Origin of the sequence: Streptomyces sp. WAC 04229 (assembly GCF_003947455.1) — a bacterium.
Lineage (GTDB): Bacteria > Actinomycetota > Actinomycetes > Streptomycetales > Streptomycetaceae > Streptomyces.
On record NZ_QHJH01000013.1, the window covers coordinates 33,746 to 48,073 of the forward strand.

General features: G+C 70.5%; 16 protein-coding genes and 1 pseudogene. 5 read left to right on the plus strand and 12 right to left on the minus strand.

Annotation, left to right across the window (positions count from 1 at the left end):
- Nucleotides 1-135 precede the first annotated feature (135 nt).
- Nucleotides 136-834 (plus strand): TetR/AcrR family transcriptional regulator, encoded by a 699-nt coding sequence (locus DMH12_RS06090; protein WP_125490514.1) that lies wholly within the window; start codon nucleotides 136-138, stop codon nucleotides 832-834.
- Nucleotides 835-864: 30 nt separating this feature from the next.
- Here the strand turns inward: DMH12_RS06090 and DMH12_RS06095 are convergent, their stop codons facing one another.
- The 4 genes and pseudogenes from DMH12_RS06095 to DMH12_RS40430 all read right to left on the minus strand — a co-directional run.
- Nucleotides 865-1,596, minus strand: a complete 732-nt coding sequence (locus DMH12_RS06095) for an SDR family NAD(P)-dependent oxidoreductase (RefSeq protein ID WP_125490553.1) — start codon at nucleotides 1,594-1,596, stop codon at nucleotides 865-867.
- Between the two features lie 88 nt (nucleotides 1,597-1,684).
- Nucleotides 1,685-2,368 carry an HAD family phosphatase gene (locus tag DMH12_RS06100; RefSeq protein ID WP_260474100.1) on the minus strand — a complete coding sequence of 228 codons (684 nt, stop codon included), beginning with the start codon at nucleotides 2,366-2,368 and terminating at the stop codon, nucleotides 1,685-1,687.
- A gap of 79 nt (nucleotides 2,369-2,447) precedes the next feature.
- Nucleotides 2,448-3,401 (minus strand): ScbA/BarX family gamma-butyrolactone biosynthesis protein, encoded by a 954-nt coding sequence (locus DMH12_RS06105; protein WP_185832165.1) that lies wholly within the window; start codon nucleotides 3,399-3,401, stop codon nucleotides 2,448-2,450.
- A 204-nt stretch (nucleotides 3,402-3,605) separates the two neighbouring features.
- Nucleotides 3,606-3,917 (minus strand): annotated as a pseudogene (locus tag DMH12_RS40430) (transposase); the annotation flags it as partial.
- 213 nt (nucleotides 3,918-4,130) lie between these two features.
- Between DMH12_RS40430 and DMH12_RS06115 the strand changes: the two are divergent.
- Nucleotides 4,131-4,763, plus strand: coding sequence for a ScbR family autoregulator-binding transcription factor (locus DMH12_RS06115; protein WP_260474101.1), 633 nt, complete (start codon nucleotides 4,131-4,133; stop codon nucleotides 4,761-4,763).
- A 647-nt stretch (nucleotides 4,764-5,410) separates the two neighbouring features.
- Here the strand turns inward: DMH12_RS06115 and DMH12_RS06120 are convergent.
- Nucleotides 5,411-5,968, minus strand: a complete 558-nt coding sequence (locus DMH12_RS06120; protein WP_125490516.1) for a dihydrofolate reductase family protein — start codon at nucleotides 5,966-5,968, stop codon at nucleotides 5,411-5,413.
- Nucleotides 5,969-6,521: 553 nt separating this feature from the next.
- Between DMH12_RS06120 and DMH12_RS40435 the strand changes: the two genes are divergently transcribed.
- Complete coding sequence (locus DMH12_RS40435) at nucleotides 6,522-6,749, plus strand: transposase (RefSeq protein WP_125490556.1); 228 nt, start codon at nucleotides 6,522-6,524, stop codon at nucleotides 6,747-6,749.
- Nucleotides 6,750-6,950: 201 nt separating this feature from the next.
- Here DMH12_RS40435 and DMH12_RS06130 read toward each other — a convergent pair whose 3' ends face one another.
- The 4 genes from DMH12_RS06130 to DMH12_RS06145 all read right to left on the minus strand — a co-directional run bounded on the left by DMH12_RS06130 (nucleotide 6,951) and on the right by DMH12_RS06145 (nucleotide 8,925).
- Nucleotides 6,951-7,772 carry a DUF6008 family protein gene (locus DMH12_RS06130; protein ID WP_125490517.1) on the minus strand — a complete coding sequence of 274 codons (822 nt, stop codon included), beginning with the start codon at nucleotides 7,770-7,772 and terminating at the stop codon, nucleotides 6,951-6,953.
- Between the two features lie 148 nt (nucleotides 7,773-7,920).
- Entirely contained in the window at nucleotides 7,921-8,121 is a 201-nt protein-coding gene (locus DMH12_RS38955) for a hypothetical protein (protein WP_185832167.1), read from the minus strand.
- A 66-nt stretch (nucleotides 8,122-8,187) separates the two neighbouring features.
- On the minus strand, nucleotides 8,188-8,418 hold the full coding sequence (locus DMH12_RS40440) for a transposase (protein ID WP_125490518.1): 231 nt from the start codon (nucleotides 8,416-8,418) through the stop codon (nucleotides 8,188-8,190).
- Between the two features lie 84 nt (nucleotides 8,419-8,502).
- Complete coding sequence (locus DMH12_RS06145; RefSeq protein WP_125490519.1) at nucleotides 8,503-8,925, minus strand: secondary thiamine-phosphate synthase enzyme YjbQ; 423 nt, start codon at nucleotides 8,923-8,925, stop codon at nucleotides 8,503-8,505.
- A gap of 55 nt (nucleotides 8,926-8,980) precedes the next feature.
- On the opposite strand from DMH12_RS06145, the gene DMH12_RS06150 reads away from it, so the two are divergent.
- On the plus strand, nucleotides 8,981-10,060 hold the full coding sequence (locus DMH12_RS06150; protein WP_125490520.1) for an NAD(P)-binding domain-containing protein: 1,080 nt from the start codon (nucleotides 8,981-8,983) through the stop codon (nucleotides 10,058-10,060).
- Nucleotides 10,061-10,072: 12 nt separating this feature from the next.
- Here the strand turns inward: DMH12_RS06150 and mltG are convergent, their stop codons facing one another.
- Both mltG and DMH12_RS06160 read right to left on the minus strand, forming a co-directional pair.
- A complete protein-coding gene (mltG, locus tag DMH12_RS06155) occupies nucleotides 10,073-10,825 on the minus strand; it encodes an endolytic transglycosylase MltG (protein WP_125490557.1) in 753 nt (250 codons plus the stop codon).
- Between the two features lie 202 nt (nucleotides 10,826-11,027).
- The gene (locus DMH12_RS06160) at nucleotides 11,028-12,830 is read right to left on the minus strand and encodes an ABC transporter ATP-binding protein (RefSeq protein ID WP_125490521.1); all 1,803 of its coding nucleotides are present in this window, start codon (nucleotides 12,828-12,830) and stop codon (nucleotides 11,028-11,030) included.
- Between the two features lie 120 nt (nucleotides 12,831-12,950).
- Here DMH12_RS06160 and DMH12_RS06165 point away from each other — a divergent pair, with 120 nt between their 5' ends.
- Entirely contained in the window at nucleotides 12,951-13,418 is a 468-nt protein-coding gene (locus tag DMH12_RS06165; RefSeq protein WP_125490522.1) for a MarR family winged helix-turn-helix transcriptional regulator, read from the plus strand.
- Nucleotides 13,419-13,435: 17 nt separating this feature from the next.
- Here the strand turns inward: DMH12_RS06165 and DMH12_RS06170 are convergent, their stop codons facing one another.
- Nucleotides 13,436-14,191, minus strand: a complete 756-nt coding sequence (locus DMH12_RS06170) for a L,D-transpeptidase family protein (protein ID WP_125490523.1) — start codon at nucleotides 14,189-14,191, stop codon at nucleotides 13,436-13,438.
- Between the last annotated feature and the right edge of the window lie 137 nt (nucleotides 14,192-14,328).

A 14,328-nucleotide genomic window follows, 5' to 3' on the forward strand; every position in this document is an offset into this window, starting at 1 on the left:
TCGGCAAGTCGGAGGGTGGACGGGAGAAGCCGGGTATCAGTGACTGCGCGTTTCAGGCAACTTCGCATTGCCGCGCTGCGCCACGGAGGCAATGCTTTCTGTTGATGCGACTGTCAATAGGAAGCCAGGGAGGACATGACCAGGCAAAACCGCGCGGTGCGTACGCGCAGGACGCTGATCGACGCAGCCGCCGAGGAATTCAACCGGGACGGCTACCACGGAACGACGCTGGCTCAGATCGCCGATGCCGCAAAGATCTCGATGGGAGCGCTGACCTTCCACTTCCCGAACAAGGCCCAGCTCGCCGATGCCGTCGCGGAAGAGGCGTGGGCCACGGCGAGGAAGGTGGTCGAGCACGTCGCCGACCAGCCGGCCCCGGCGCTCCAGCGCACGATCGCGTTGACCCTGGAGCTCACCCGACTGATCGAGGAGGAGGTGCTCGTACGGTGCGCGGTGCGCCTGTCCCGGGAGTGGCACAGCTCCACCGGGTGGGCCGAGGTGTGGCTGCCGCTGGTCACCAGCCTGGCCGGCCAGGCGCATGCGAGCGGTCAGCTGAGCGGCCGTACGCTGCCGGACGACCTGACCGGGCTCATCCGCCTGCTGATCGAGGGCTCCGAGGTGAATCTGCGGAACTCCGGGGCGGCGGAGCCTTCCGACGAGAGTGCCGTCGACCGGCTCCAGCACAGCTGGCGCCTGGTTCTTGAGGGCATCGCACCGTCGGGCAGCGCTGCGACGCTCCCCCCGCCGGGCGCGGGCATGGACGGTGCGGCGTCTGAGGGGGGAGCCTCCGTCGCCGGGGCCCCGTCCGGATCCCCGCCCGGCGGGAAGGCGTGAACGGCGGGGTCCGGACGCGGGCTCGGGCTCTCACTGGGCCGTTCGTCCTCCGTCCACGGCGAGCGCCGCTCCGGTGACGAACGAGGAGCGGTCGCTGCATAGCCAGACCGCCGCCTCGGCGATCTCCTCGGGCGACGCGATGCGCTTCTGCGCCGACCGTCCGCCGAGGGCTCCCCCGCTGCCGGGTGTGATCTCCGTGGCGTGCTCCAGGAGTTCCGTGCGGGTGCTGCCGACCACCAGGGCGTTCACCCGTACGCCCTGCTGTCCGTAGTCGGCCGCCGCCGCCCGGGTCAGGCCGAGCACGGCGTGCTTGGCCGCGACGTACGGCGCCGAGGCGCGGGTCGCCCTGACCCCGGCGACGCTCGCCGTGTTCACGACGACGCCGGCACCGGTGTCGAGCATGAAGGGCAGCTGGGCGCGCATGCAGTTCCACACGCCCCGCACGTTGACGTCCATGGCCTGGTCGTAGACCGCGTCCTCGACCTCGTGCAGCCGCTGGCCCGACGTACCCCATCCGGCGTTGTTGAAGGCGCAGTCCAGCCTGCCGAAGGCGGTCAGGGCGGCCTGCACCGCCCGCCCGACGTCCTCCGGCCGGACGACGTCGCCCGGTGCGCACACCGCGGCACCGCCGGCCCCGATGATGTCCTCGGCCACGCGCCGGAGTGCCTCCTCGCGCCGCGCCATCAGCACCACGGCCGCGCCCTCGGCCGCGAACAGCCGGGCCGCGGCGGCGCCGATGCCGCTCGACGCCCCCGTGATCATGACCACCTTCCCCCCGGCCAGGCCGGTCCCTCCGCGGCCTTCCGTGATCACTGCCACCGTGCTCCCTCCCCAGGTGCCGTGTGTGGGGTCACCCCCGGACGAGTGCTGCGGTCTCCGCGTCGATGCGGTGCAGCAAGGCCTCGTCGATGTCCTCCAGCCGGTCGACCAGGTGCCCGACGCCGGACGCCGCCATCAGCCGGCGCTGGAATCCGTGGGCGAAGTCGCTGGGATGCCCGATGAAGGCCGTGCCGAGCCGCCCGGCCTCCGCGGCCACCTCCGCCACGTCGTCGATGAACAGCATCTGGTCGAAGCGCAGGCCGAAGATGTCCGCGGTGATCTCGCGCAGGCCGGGCCGGAAGTCGGCCGTGCACACGTAGCCGGCGGAGAACAGATCCAGGCAGTCGTCGAGGTGCCGGAGGAAGTGGTCCCGGCCCAGACCGCCGTAGCAGACCGTCTCCAGCCCCAGCGCGCGCAGCCGGAGCAGGAGTTCGCGACCGCCGGGCAGTTGCCGGACCGAGTGGTCGGCGAGGTACTTCTCGCGTGCGGCGAAGTAGGTCTCCAGCACCTCGTCGGGCTCCATGGCGACACCGGCGGCGTGGGCCAGCGCTCGGGCCGCCGACCTGGGATTCTGCGAGAAGACGCGCTGTTCGACGGCCTGGGTGTACGCGCCGCCGCGGCTGACCACGAAGTCGTGGATCACGGGGCTGAACGTGTCGTTCAGGAGCACCCCGTCGATGTTGACCGCCGCCACCCGCAGATGATTCAGCCGCAAGATCTCTCCTCTGTCCGAGGTGCACAGATGCCGGTCCTGACGCGGCGCCGTGGGAATGCCGGAGCCCCCCGTCGCCGGCTCAACAGCCGCCGCCCACTTTCGCGATCGCGGTGAAGGCGGTCGCCTCGCCCTGCACGCCCCTGATGCGGACCGTGTGCCGCGGGTCCGCGGGGTGGGACGGCTGCGGCTCCGCCGTGATGGTGCAGGGGGAGTCGAACTCCACGTAACGGTGGAACTCGACATCCATCTCGGTGGGGATGCCCATGTCATTCTTGGAGTCGAGTGCGTGTGTCGCCTGCCGTACCGCCTCCAGGAGCAACATGCCGGGCACGTGGTCGACGGGGTGGTCGAACAGGACCGGGTGGCTGGTGTCCACGCGCAGCGTCCACGGCCCGGGCCGGCCCGGAGGGGCGGACGGGGACAGGACGACGTCCTCGGAGAACCGGCACCCGACCTCGCTCGGCGGCAGCGGCGGTGCGGGTTCGGAGGCCTCGTCGAAGATCCGGGCCGCATCGCCCCGGTCCCCGCGCATCCGGCGGTAGACGGCCGGGGAGTGACAGGTGAAGCTGGTGGTTGCGGACCCGAGCGGCACGGAACCACGCATGACCTGGAACTCCATGGTGACGGCGGCCGGCACACCCCGTATCCGTCGCATCTCGGAGCAGGTCACGTGCAACTGCAGTTCCGCGGGCCGGCGTTCGATGCGCAGGGCGTGCAGGTTGGCGGTGAACCGGAAGCGCGTCCAGATCATCTGGTGGCCGAAAGGGACGAGATAGGCGGCGTGCATCAGCAGCGCGGGCGCCTGCCGGACCGTTTCACACAGCAGCAGCGGGTCGTACCGGGTGCGGCTGGTCCGGTAGAAACTGTGGCTGCGCGGCCATTGTGCGGTGGCGGTGAAGTCGTCGGCCCCGGTCCGCTGCCAACCGGTTAAGAACACCTCGGAGACAGCGGCGCGGTGCACGTATTCCTTGGGGACGGTGGTGGTCAGGACCGCTGGTGGAGCCTCGCCGGCGCGTTCGGGGGATCTGAGCATGATCACTCCCAGGGGAGAGGAAGCCCAAGAGGGCGTAAGGTGCTGGCAAAGGAAAAAATAAGGGGCATTCTGTTTCTCTGTCGAGAGTCTTGGCCATGATCCATATGATTACTGAGGTTGAACTCGTGGTGTCGCGGGGTTGCTCAGGTGGGTCCGACAGTCAGGCCGGGGCTCGGCGAGGCAGCCGTCCACGAGACCAGACGCTTCGACGGGGTTGGGGTCGGGTGCGCAGGGCGGCAGGCAGTGGATGGTCAGCCAGTCCCGGGATGCGGCGAACTCCCGGAGTCCGGCGGCCTTGTGGAGGTTGAGGCCGTCCCAGATGAGCACGATGGCCGGCAAGCTGCTGGTGGGCGGCGATCAGCAGCGGTAGTCGCGCCAGGAGAAGCTCTTGCGCCGGTCACGGTTGCCGTCGTCGCGGCGGGGCCGCAAGATCAGCCGCGACCGGTGGCCGGGCCTGAAGCAGGTCGGCGCGGCTGTGCAGATCCTTCTGCGGGAACGGCCGCGGACCCGGACCACCCCGGTGATACCGAACGAATGACGAGCCGTCAGCCCCTACGACTCCACGAGTTGCCCATCGAGTAACGCGCCGACCAGGCACCCTCCGCCGGCACAGCCTCGGCTTCACGCGGAATCAGCAAGTCCGCCTGAACGGCATACGGCCACCGAGGATTTGGCTACGGGCGCCCCGCGGGGGGAAGATAGTGAATGTTCGGTTTTTATGGAGGCCCCGTGGCAACACGCAGAGTGAAGCAACCCCGGGCACTGCGGACCCGGGAGTCCATCGTGCAGGCCGCGGCCCAGGTCTTCGACGAGCTGGGCTACAGCGGATCGAGCATCGCCAAGATCGTGGAGCGGTGCGGGACCACTCCGGGCGCGGTCTACTTCCACTTCAAGTCGAAGGAAGCACTGGCCGACGCAGTGATGGAGGCCCAGTCGCGCACCATCCTCCCGCGGCTCGAGTCACAGCGCCTGCAGCGCGTGGTCGACGCGACCATCGTCTGGGCGCACCAGCTCCAGTCCGACCCCCTGCTGCGCGCCGGGGTCCGTCTCACGAGCGAGCGGGGCACCTATCAGGCTCACGTGGGTTCGCCGTACGAGTCCTGGGTGTCGATCCTCGGTGACGACCTGGAGGAGGCGCAGCGCGCGGGCGAGCTGCAGCCCGGGGTCGAGCCCCGGGAGCTGGCGGAGTTCATCCTCGAGGCGTGCACCGGGATGCAGATGTACGCCGCCGCCACCACACGCCGGAGCGACCTCCCGGTCCTGGTGGAGCGCATGTGGCGCTATCTGCTTCCAGGTGTGGCGGTGCCGGCCATGATCACGCAGGTGCTCACGCAGTCGACGTGGACGCTCGAACCCAGGTGAGCTCTGCCGGGCGTCGGCCCCGAGGGTGTGCCCGGCCGGTCTCCGCCCGGCCCGCACACCCCGGGGACCCTGCCGGGCCGTGACTCGTGCGGGCCGTGGCCGCCGGGTCCGCTTCGTGTGGTCATCGTGACGGCCTTCGGCCGCGACGCGGACCTTTACGTGTACGTGTACGAGACGCTGCGCCCTCGCGGCCGGCATCGGAGCCGACACCCCTCAGGCCGCGCCGATCGTCGGCGCTCCCGCAGCGCACTACGGGGGCACCCTCGCCGGAGTTCAGCCTCTCCGGCGCGTGAGGAGCGGGTGTCCGGGGGCTGCCCCCGGGCCGGTCGGCCGGACTTGCGGCTTCCCAGCCGGCCCGCCCGGCGCTTGAGGACAGCTGTCAGCAGGACTTTCGGGAAGGCGTAAGGAGGGGATCCAAGAACGAGCCCCTCCGGCGCTTGAAATAGAGCCCGGAGGGCGATCGGGGGAACGGGGGCGGCGGGCCCGCTTCGGTGTCCTGCCGCGCGCAGGCGGGCCTACGAACTGGCTCACCCGCCCCCGTTGTGCAGTGCAGCCGGGACGAGAGTCCTTGAGCCCCGACATTGTCCTCGAGCGCCGGACAAGCTGAAGGATCAGCCCGCCCGGCGCACGAGGACGGCCGGCACAGCTCAGCGAGTCCGGTAGCGCACGTACATCACGCCACTGTCGAAGGCCCGCTCCTCGACCAGCTCAAGGTCGAGTCGCACCCCGTCGGGGAAGAACCGCTTGCCGCCGCCGACCACGGTCGTGGTGACGAACATGTGGTACTCGTCCACCAGGCCGGCCTTGATCGCCTGCGCGGCCAGCGTCGGGCCGTCGACGGTGAAATCGCGTTCGGCGTCGGCCTTGAGCTTGCGCACCGCCTCCGGGTCGAAGCTCCTCTCGAGGCTGGTCTTCGCGCTGGAAACCGAGTCGAGCGTCGTGGAGTACACGATCTTCTCCGCGGCTTGCCAGTCCCGCGCGTACTGCAGGATCTGCGGCGGCTGGTCGGGCACCTCCAGCGCGGTCTCCCAGTACAGCATCGTCTCGTACATCCGCCGGCCGTAGAGGTACGTGCCGACGGGGCGGAAGAGGTCGTTGATGAAGGTGTGCACCTCCGGGTCGTCGGCCCCGGTGCCGATGCCTCCCTCCGTCGCCGACACGTAGCCGTCGAGCGAGGTGACCATCGAGTAGATGAGCTTTGCCATGCTTCTCCTTCAGGTACGGGCGTGCCGGCCCGTGACCGGTTCTGCAGGTGGTGACTTCCGCACGACCCGAAACTCATCGGTCCGCCGGCCGGCGATGTGCCGCTCGGGTCCGCCGCCCCTGCGGGACCAGCAGTCCGAAGGGGGCGGGCCGGACTTCCATGCGAAGGCACCTGCTGTGCGCGTTGCCAAGGGTCCGTTCTCCCAGGACCCGGTGACGTCTGTCCAGCCGCTCAGGCGGGCGTATCGCGCACCGTGCTCTGCCGCCTGGTCGTAGACGAGGAGGAACCTGTAGACCCGGTCGTCGTCGGAGATGATCTGGCCGTCCTCGTGATGAAGGTCAGCACCCCCACGCGGCGGGCCACCCGGCGCATCTCGCGCAGCCCTGGTTGCTGACGACCAGCCGGCAGCGTCCGGCCTCCACCGGCCGGCCCTCCGCGCCGTCCGCCCGCACCGGGAGGCGGCGGTGGAGGCCGTGCGTCGATCTGAACTGCCCGATGCCGAGTGGGAGTTCGTCCGGCCGCTGCTTCCTGCCTTGTGGCGGGGGCGGTAGCGGCTGGATGACCGGAGGATACTCAACGGGATCGTGTGGTGGTTGCGGACCGGTACGGCCTGGCGGGACGTGCCAGAGCGGTACGGTCCGTGGACCACGCCGCACACCCGGTTCCGCCCGACGACCAGTACGTCAACAAGGTCGGCACCGGCGTCCGCGGCATCGGGCCAGGAACGGCACTCTCGAGCGGATGCTCACGGCCGCGCAGGCCGGAGCGGACGCAGCCGGTGACATCGACTGGCCGGTGCCCGTCGACTTCACCGTAGTCCGTGCCCATCAGCACGCCGCCGGGGCCCGAAACTGGTGCTCTCCAGCCCCTGCCTCGGGCGTTCCAGGGGCGGCCTGACCAGTGGGATCCACCTGGCCTGCGGCGCGCTCGGCCGCCCGCTCGCCTTCACCTCACCGACGGGAACACCAACGACCGCGCCCAGTTCACCGCCGCAATGAGGGTGATACGGGTGCCTCGCCTCGCGCCGGGACGGCCCCGGGTGCAGCCCAACCATGTGCTGGGCGGCCAAAGCCCTTGGAGTTCCCTCCTTGGCCCTCCTCGTATCCAGCCCTGACCGCGCGCTTCTCCTTCCACAGGTGGTAGAGGGCGATGGCGAGGATCCCGGTGCCGATCAGGTTGGCGACGAAGTGCCACCACACGCGATAGGTCACCAGCGCCGGGCCGGGATCAATCGCACCGAACCAGGTCGACAGACCGATCGCGTTACTGGCACCCAGGGCCACTGAGGCCGTCAGGACGATGTGCTCGATACCGTGAATGCCCTGCATCCAGACGCCCATCCTGGCCCACTTGCGCGTCTTGAGGTGCCCGGTGGCTCGTCGGGTGATCTGCACGATGCCGACGAGGCCGGCGAGGAAGATGAAGTTTCCGGTCAGGTGCAGGATCTCCATGCCCAACGCGGGCTTGGTCGGGTCCACCTGGCCCATGCCACGCGCGAGACCGTTCGCCCAAGGAGTCATCCAGGCAGGGGCGTACGGGTTCGCCACCCAGTATCCGGCCTGGGCGACGTGCTCCTGAAAGTGGCCTATCTGACCGATCACGCCGAGACCGATGACGGCGACCGCGGTCTTGTACAGCCAGGGGCGGAGAGGTCCACGGTTTGCGTAGGCGAGTATGACGACTGCCGCCCACATGGCCGCAGCCCAGCCGATGAACACGACGGCACCCCAGGTGTCCAGTAAGGAGACGGCACCGCCCATCTCGTGACTGCCGTGGCCTGCGGGTGAAGAGGGCCCATGGTCCATGGGTGGACTCCTTGTCCAGGTCGCGGTGGATACTTCGGCTTATGGTCCCGCCACCGTAGGAATCCCCATTTGCAGCAGGCCACTCCACGTGTGCTGTGTTCATCCACAGGCACGGCGGCGTTCTGGTAGGGATCCGCCACATGGTCGGCTACATCGTCGAGCGGGTCGAATCAGCCCGGCGCGCCGAGGAGTTCATCCAGGGCACCATCGCCCGCAACGGCATCGTGCCCGAGACCGCGCACACCGGCCGCGGCACCTCGATGACCTCCAAGAAGGTCTCCCAGCTGCTGATCGACCTCGGGATGACACGGTCGCACTCGCGGCCGAGGACCTCCGGCGACAACCCCATCGGTCCTCGTGGCCCCGCGGGCGATGCTCACCGACCTCAAATACACCGACGTGCGCGTCCACGACCTCAAGCCATCGCCCTGGCTCCGGGGAAGAGGCAGGGGTCGATGCGCCGCCGGCGCTCGAGGAGGCCGAGGAAGGGGAAGAGGCTCCCGGCCCGTAGTTTCGGGATGGCCGGCTCGAGATCGCCGGCCTGTGTGGTCACCCGTCCCGGGGACGACGTGGCGAACTTCATGCGCGACAGCCGTCGCACGCCGAGCAGACACCTCCCGCATCCGTCGTAGGGGCGTTCGATCATGGTCAGGTCCGTGCCGCGCGAGACTTCTCCGTTCCGAGCACGCAAGGTACGGAGAATCGGCGGCCACTCTCGGGGCGATCCGGCTCAGCCCAGGAAGCTCAATCGCACCTGACGGCCGGCATTGTCCTTGTTGGTGTCCACCAGGCACACGGACTGCCAGGTTCCCAGCTCCAGGCGGCCGTCGATCACCGGCAGGGTCGCGTGCGGGGGTACGAGGGCGGGCAGGACGTGGTCGCGGCCGTGGCCCGGGCTGCCGTGGCGGTGCTGCCAGCGGTCGTCGGCCGGGAGCAGGGTGTGCAGTGCGGCCAGCAGGTCGTCGTCGCTGCCGGCGCCGGTCTCGATGATCGCGATCCCGGCGGTCGCGTGCGGCACGAAGACGTTGAGGAGGCCGTCGCGGCCGGCCGCCGCCTCGCGCAGGAAGGACTCGCAGTCACCGGTGATGTCGGCGACGCGCTCCGCCGAGCCGGTGGCGAGGTTGAGGACGCGGGTGGTGAAGGCATCTGACATGGCCCCATCCTGACACTGCGGGAAGATCCGGACCCCCGGCGCCGTTGGTAGAAACGTGAACTACACACGCGAGGTCCAGGTCGTCGTCATCGGGGCCGGTCAGGCGGGACTCGCCGCCGCCTATCACCTGCGGCGCACCGGCTTCGAGCCGGAACGCGACTTCGTGGTGCTGGACCACGCGCCCGGCCCCGGGGGCGCCTGGCAGTTCCGCTGGCCGTCACTGACGTTCGGCAAGGTGCACGGCATGCACTCGCTGCCGGGCATGGAGCTGACCGGCGCGGATCCGGCGCGGCCGTCCGCCGAGGTGGTGGCCGGATACTTCGCCGAGTACGAGCGGACCTTCGGCCTGCGGGTGCGTCGGCCCGTCGACGTGCGCGCGGTGCGCGAGGGGACGGGCGGGCGGCTGCTCGTGGAGACCTCGGCCGGGTCCTGGTCCACGCGGGCCCTGATCAACGCGACCGGCACCTGGGACCGGCCCTTCTGGCCGCGCTACCCCGGGCAGGAGTCCTTCCGGGGCCGGCAACTGCACACCGCTCAGTACGCGGGGCCCGAGGAGTTCGCCGGGCAGCGCGTGGTCGTGGTGGGCGGCGGCGCCTCGGGGACGCAGCATCTGCTGGAGATCGCCTCGTACGCCGCTTCCACCACTTGGGTGACCAGGAGGCCCCCCGTCTTCCGCGAGGGGCCCTTCGACGAGGACGCGGGCCGGGCGGCGGTGGCGCTCGTGGAGGAGCGGGTGCGGCAGGGGCTGCCGCCGAAGAGCGTGGTGTCGGTGACGGGGCTGCCGCTCAACGACGCGATCCGGGCGGGGCTGGAGTCGGGTGTGCTGGACCGGCAGCCCATGTTCGACCGGATCACGCCCGAGGGAATCGAGTGGGGCGACGGGCGGCGCGTGGCGGCGGACGTCATCCTGTGGGCGACCGGGTTCCGGCCCGCCATCGACCATCTGCGGCCGCTGCGGCTGCGGGAGGCGGGCGGCGGCATCCGGGTCGAGGGGACACGCGCGGTCGCCGATCCGCGGGTCCACCTCGTCGGCTACGGGCCGTCGGCCAGCACCATCGGCGCCAACCGGGCGGGACGCTCGGCCGTGCGGGACATCAGGCGACTGCTTGCCGAGGAGGCACCGGTGGCCGCGTGACGCCCGGCCCGGTCACCCGGCCCCGGCCGCCTTCGAGGCCCTCTCCCGGGCCCGGTTGAACTCGGCGACGTTGCGCTGGTGTTCGGCGTAGTCGGCGGTGAAGCGGGTGTCGCCCGGCTTGACCGTGACGAAGTACAGCCAGTCCCCGGGGGTCGGATTGATCGCGGCGGTCATCGCGACGTCGCCCGGGTTGGCGATGGGCGTGGGCGGCAGGCCCATGCGCTGGTACGAGTTGTAGGGGCTGTCGACCCGGGTGTCCTCGGCGGTGGTGTCCAGCGTGGAGCGACCCAGGGCGTAGTTGATGGTGGAGTCCATCTGGAGCGGCATCCCGCGCTCCAGCCGGTTGAAGACCACCCGGGCCACCTTGCCCATGTCCTCCTTGGCGGCGGCCTCCGCCTGCACGATGCTGGCGATGGTGACGGCCTGATACACGTTCAGCGCGTTGCGCTGGGCGCCTGCGGCGACCGGCGCGCCGGTGAACTTCTTGGTCGCCGCGTCGACCATGGCCTCCAGCAGCTTCTCCGGCGTCGGGGACTCCCCGAGCGGATAGGTCGCCGGGAAGAGATAGCCCTCGGGATTTCCCTCGGCGTCGTTCGGCAGCTCGAGGTCGGCCTTGGTGAGGGACTTCTTGGTGGTGCCCGCGGGCAGCTCGAGCGTCTTGTCGACGGCCGCGTAGACCTGCGTCGCCCGCCAGCCCTCGGGGATCACGAGCGAGGTGGGACGGGACTCGCCCTTCTCGTCCGTCGTCAGCAGGGGCACCGCCACGGCGGTGGCGGCCACGACGGCGCCGGCCGCGATCAGGGCGACACGGCCCCGGCGTGTCAGCCGAATCGTCCGCCTCGGGCTCCTCGGTCTCCTCGGGCTCCTGGTGCTGCCGGCGCTCCTCGCGCGCCTCGCGCTTCGTCGCGGAGTGTTCGTCTGCATGCGGGCACGGTAACCCTGATTTGCACACAAACCCGGCATATCGTCATCTTGTCGGCTCCAGTCGGGCGTCTCTGCGGACCAGGGCCGCGTAGCGTCCGTCCCGCTCCAGGAGTTCCTCGTGCGTGCCCTGTTCGGCCAGGCGCCCGGAGTCGAGGACGACGATGCGGTCGGCGTCCCGGACGGTGGACAGGCGGTGAGCGATGGTGACCGTGGTCCGGTTGGCGGACAGCGCGTCGATGGCGTCCTGCACAGCGGCCTCCGTACGGGTGTCCAGCGCGCTGGTCGCCTCGTCGAGGACCAGGACGGGCGGGTCGCGCAGGATGGTGCGCGCGATGGCCAGCCGCTGCTTCTCCCCGCCGGAGAAGCGGTGGCCGCGCTCGCCGACCACCGTGTCGTAGCCGTCGGGCAGAGCGGCGATGTGGTCGTGGATCTGGGCCGCCCGCGCGGCCTCCTCCAGTTCGGCGTCGGTGGCGTCCGGCTTGGCGAAACGCAGGTTCTCGGCGACCGAGGCGTGGAAGAGGTACGTCTCTTGCGAGACCACGCCGATCCCCCGGGCGAGGGTGTCGAAGTCCAGGTCTCGCACGTCGACCCCGTCGAGGGTGACCCGGCCGTCCGTCGCGTCGTACAGGCGCGGCAACAGGTGGCCGAGGGTGGACTTGCCGGCGCCGGTCGGGCCGACGACGGCGAGGCTGCTGCCCGCCGGGACGGTGATGTCGATGCCGTCGAGGACCGCGGAGCCCTGGCCGTCGTAGCGGAACCCGACGTTCTCGAAGCGGACCTCGCCCTTGATGCGGTCGAGGTGGACCGGCTCGTCGCGTTCGGTGATGTCGATCGGCAGGTCGAGGTACTCGAAGATGCGCTGGAAGAGCGCGAGCGACGCCTGGATCTGGACACCGGTCGACAGCAGGCTCACGGCCGGCCGGAACAGGCCCTGCTGGAGCGAGACGAAGGCGACGATCGTGCCGAGGGAGACCTCCGGCCCGCCCAACTGGAGGGCGATGCCGGCGGTCCAGTAGATGACGGCCGGCATGGCGGCCATGACGATCGTGATGACGGCCATTCGCCACCGGCCCGCCATGTTCGACCGCACCTCGAGGTCGACCAGCCCTTCGGACTCGTCCGCGAAGGAGCGGGTGAGCGAGTCCGAGCGGCCCATGGTGCGGCCGAGCAGGATGCCGCTGACGGAAAGCGACTCGGTGACCGTGGCGGCCATCGCGGCCATCTGCTTCTGGCGCCGGGTGGTGATCTTCCGGCGCTCCTTGCCGACGCGGCGGCTGATCCACACGAACACCGGGAGCAGGAGCAGCGAGACGACGGTGAGGCGCCAGTCGAGGACGACCATGGCGGCGACGGTGGCGACCACGCTGGTGAGGTTGGAGACCAGGGAGGTCGCCGTGGAGGTGACGGTCGCCTGCATGCCGCCGATGTCGTTGGCGATGCGGGACTGGACCTCGCCCGTGCGGGTGCGGGTGAAGAAGGCGAGGGACATCTGCTGGAGCCGGCCGTAGACGGCGGTGCGCAGGTCGTGCATGACGCGCTGGCCCACGGTCGTGGAGATCAGCGTCTGCAGCACGCCGAAGACGCTGGTGAGGACGGCGCCGAGGATCATGCCGAGGGCGAGCAGGCTCAGCAGGCCGGTGCGCCCCTCGGGGATCGCGACGTCCAGGATCTCCTTCAGGAGGAAGGGCGTGGCGACCGAGACGAGCGAGGCGGCGCCGACCAGCAGCCCGACGACGGCGAGGCGGCCCCGGTAGGGGCGGAACAGCTTCAGGATGCGTCGCACCTGCCGGGGCTGTTCCTCGGCGTCGGCGGGTGCGGTCCAGGTGGACGCGCGGTCGGGTTGCATGGGCTCCTACGGGGTGTCGGCAGTGGGGGGCCGGCGGATCCCTCGGATCCGCCGGCCTTGCGGAGCATAGGTCATTGTTACCTATACTCACAATGAATATCGTCCTGATATTGTTCCCGCATGACCACCCCCGATTCCGACGGCCTGCTCGCCGAGCAGTTGCTGCGGCTCACCCGCCGGGTGCACCGCATCCAGAAGCGCCACCTGGAGCACCGCGCCCTCGGCATCACTCCGGCCCAGTCCCGGCTGCTGCGCACCCTGGCGCACTACGGCTCGCCGCCCCGCATGGCCGACCTGGCCGAACGCCTCGAGGTGGTTCCCCGGGCGGTGACGACGCTGGTCGACGGGCTGGAGGCGGCAGGGAAGGTGCGACGTGCCCCGGATCCGGCCAATCGCAGGGTTGTCCGGATCGAGCTGACCGACGACGGACGCACGGCCCTGAGCGAGCTGCGTGGCGCCCGCCGCTCGGCCGCGGAGGAGATCCTGGCGCCGCTGTCGGACGAGCAACGCGCGGTGCTCGGCGGTCTGCTGGACACGCTGGTCGACGGCCCCGGCTGCGTACCGGACCGGGGCGCCGTCCGGAGCTGAGGCGTTCCCGAGCGCTGTCAGGCCTTCAGCCGCGCCTTGTCCCCCATCACCACCACGGGACGTGCGTCCGGATCCAGCGTGCGCAGCAGGTACTCCATCGCCGGCTTGGGCAGGCTGACACAGGCCGACGTACCGCTCCCGTGGTCCATGTGCAGCCAGATCCCGCCACCCTTGGACGCGCCCTGGGGACGGGTCGGATCGTTCGGCGAGGTGCCCTTGACGCGGTTGTAGTCGATGGCGATGACGTAGTCGAAGTCGTGCCAGTACGACTTCGCCCACCACCTCGGCGCCGCGAAGGATGCGGAACGGGTGTACGGCAGCCCGGTGTCCGGGGCGGGATCCGGGTCCGGGAGCACACCGCCGGCATCGCTCAGCGTGAAGACGCCCACGGGGCTGCGCTTGTCGTTCTCGCGGTGGTCGGTCGTCCACCCCCTTGTGCCGTTGTGCGCGGCCCAACTGCGGGCGCGGTGCCAGGCGGAGCCCTGCTTGGTGTAGAGCACCACGGTGGCGTCGGCGGAGTCCGGACCGTCGCCGTACACCGCCACGACCTGCCGAGTACCGGTCGGCACCAGCCGCTGGTACCGGTCGCCGACGCCCGGGATCCGCGTCGGGTCGGCCGTGGCACTCGCGTGCCCGGCGCCCTCGGCCGGTCCGCTCCCCCGGTCCCCCGCGCCGCCCTCGGAGGGGCCGCCGCAGCCGGCCAGCGCCGCCACCGTCAGGAATCCCAGGGCCGCCGTCGCGACCGCCGTACGCCGTGTGCCAACACTTCCCATCGGTCCATGGTCGCACCAGCGTCCGCAACCGCGTCCCCAAGGCCCCGCGCGAGTACGGCGGAAGCCGTCCGATCCGTGCCCCACCGCGGAAAACCGCTTGATTTTGGGCATGCCGCGACGCGAACCTTGCACGGTTT

What these genes read in the sequence shown, in the direction of transcription:
- DMH12_RS06170 (WP_125490523.1), bottom strand. Translation starts at nt 14,191, where the DNA reads ATGGGAAGTGTTGGCACACGGCGTACGGCGGTCGCGACGGCGGCCCTG.
- DMH12_RS06090 (WP_125490514.1), top strand. Translation starts at nt 136, where the DNA reads ATGACCAGGCAAAACCGCGCGGTGCGTACGCGCAGGACGCTGATCGAC.
- DMH12_RS40440 (WP_125490518.1), bottom strand. Translation starts at nt 8,418, where the DNA reads ATGATCGAACGCCCCTACGACGGATGCGGGAGGTGTCTGCTCGGCGTG.
- DMH12_RS06120 (WP_125490516.1), bottom strand. Translation starts at nt 5,968, where the DNA reads ATGGCAAAGCTCATCTACTCGATGGTCACCTCGCTCGACGGCTACGTG.
- DMH12_RS06105 (WP_185832165.1), bottom strand. Translation starts at nt 3,401, where the DNA reads ATGCTCAGATCCCCCGAACGCGCCGGCGAGGCTCCACCAGCGGTCCTG.
- DMH12_RS06145 (WP_125490519.1), bottom strand. Translation starts at nt 8,925, where the DNA reads ATGTCAGATGCCTTCACCACCCGCGTCCTCAACCTCGCCACCGGCTCG.
- DMH12_RS06095 (WP_125490553.1), bottom strand. Translation starts at nt 1,596, where the DNA reads ATGATCACGGGGGCGTCGAGCGGCATCGGCGCCGCCGCGGCCCGGCTG.
- DMH12_RS38955 (WP_185832167.1), bottom strand. Translation starts at nt 8,121, where the DNA reads ATGGGGTTGTCGCCGGAGGTCCTCGGCCGCGAGTGCGACCGTGTCATC.
- DMH12_RS06165 (WP_125490522.1), top strand. Translation starts at nt 12,951, where the DNA reads ATGACCACCCCCGATTCCGACGGCCTGCTCGCCGAGCAGTTGCTGCGG.
- DMH12_RS06130 (WP_125490517.1), bottom strand. Translation starts at nt 7,772, where the DNA reads ATGGACCATGGGCCCTCTTCACCCGCAGGCCACGGCAGTCACGAGATG.
- DMH12_RS06160 (WP_125490521.1), bottom strand. Translation starts at nt 12,830, where the DNA reads ATGCAACCCGACCGCGCGTCCACCTGGACCGCACCCGCCGACGCCGAG.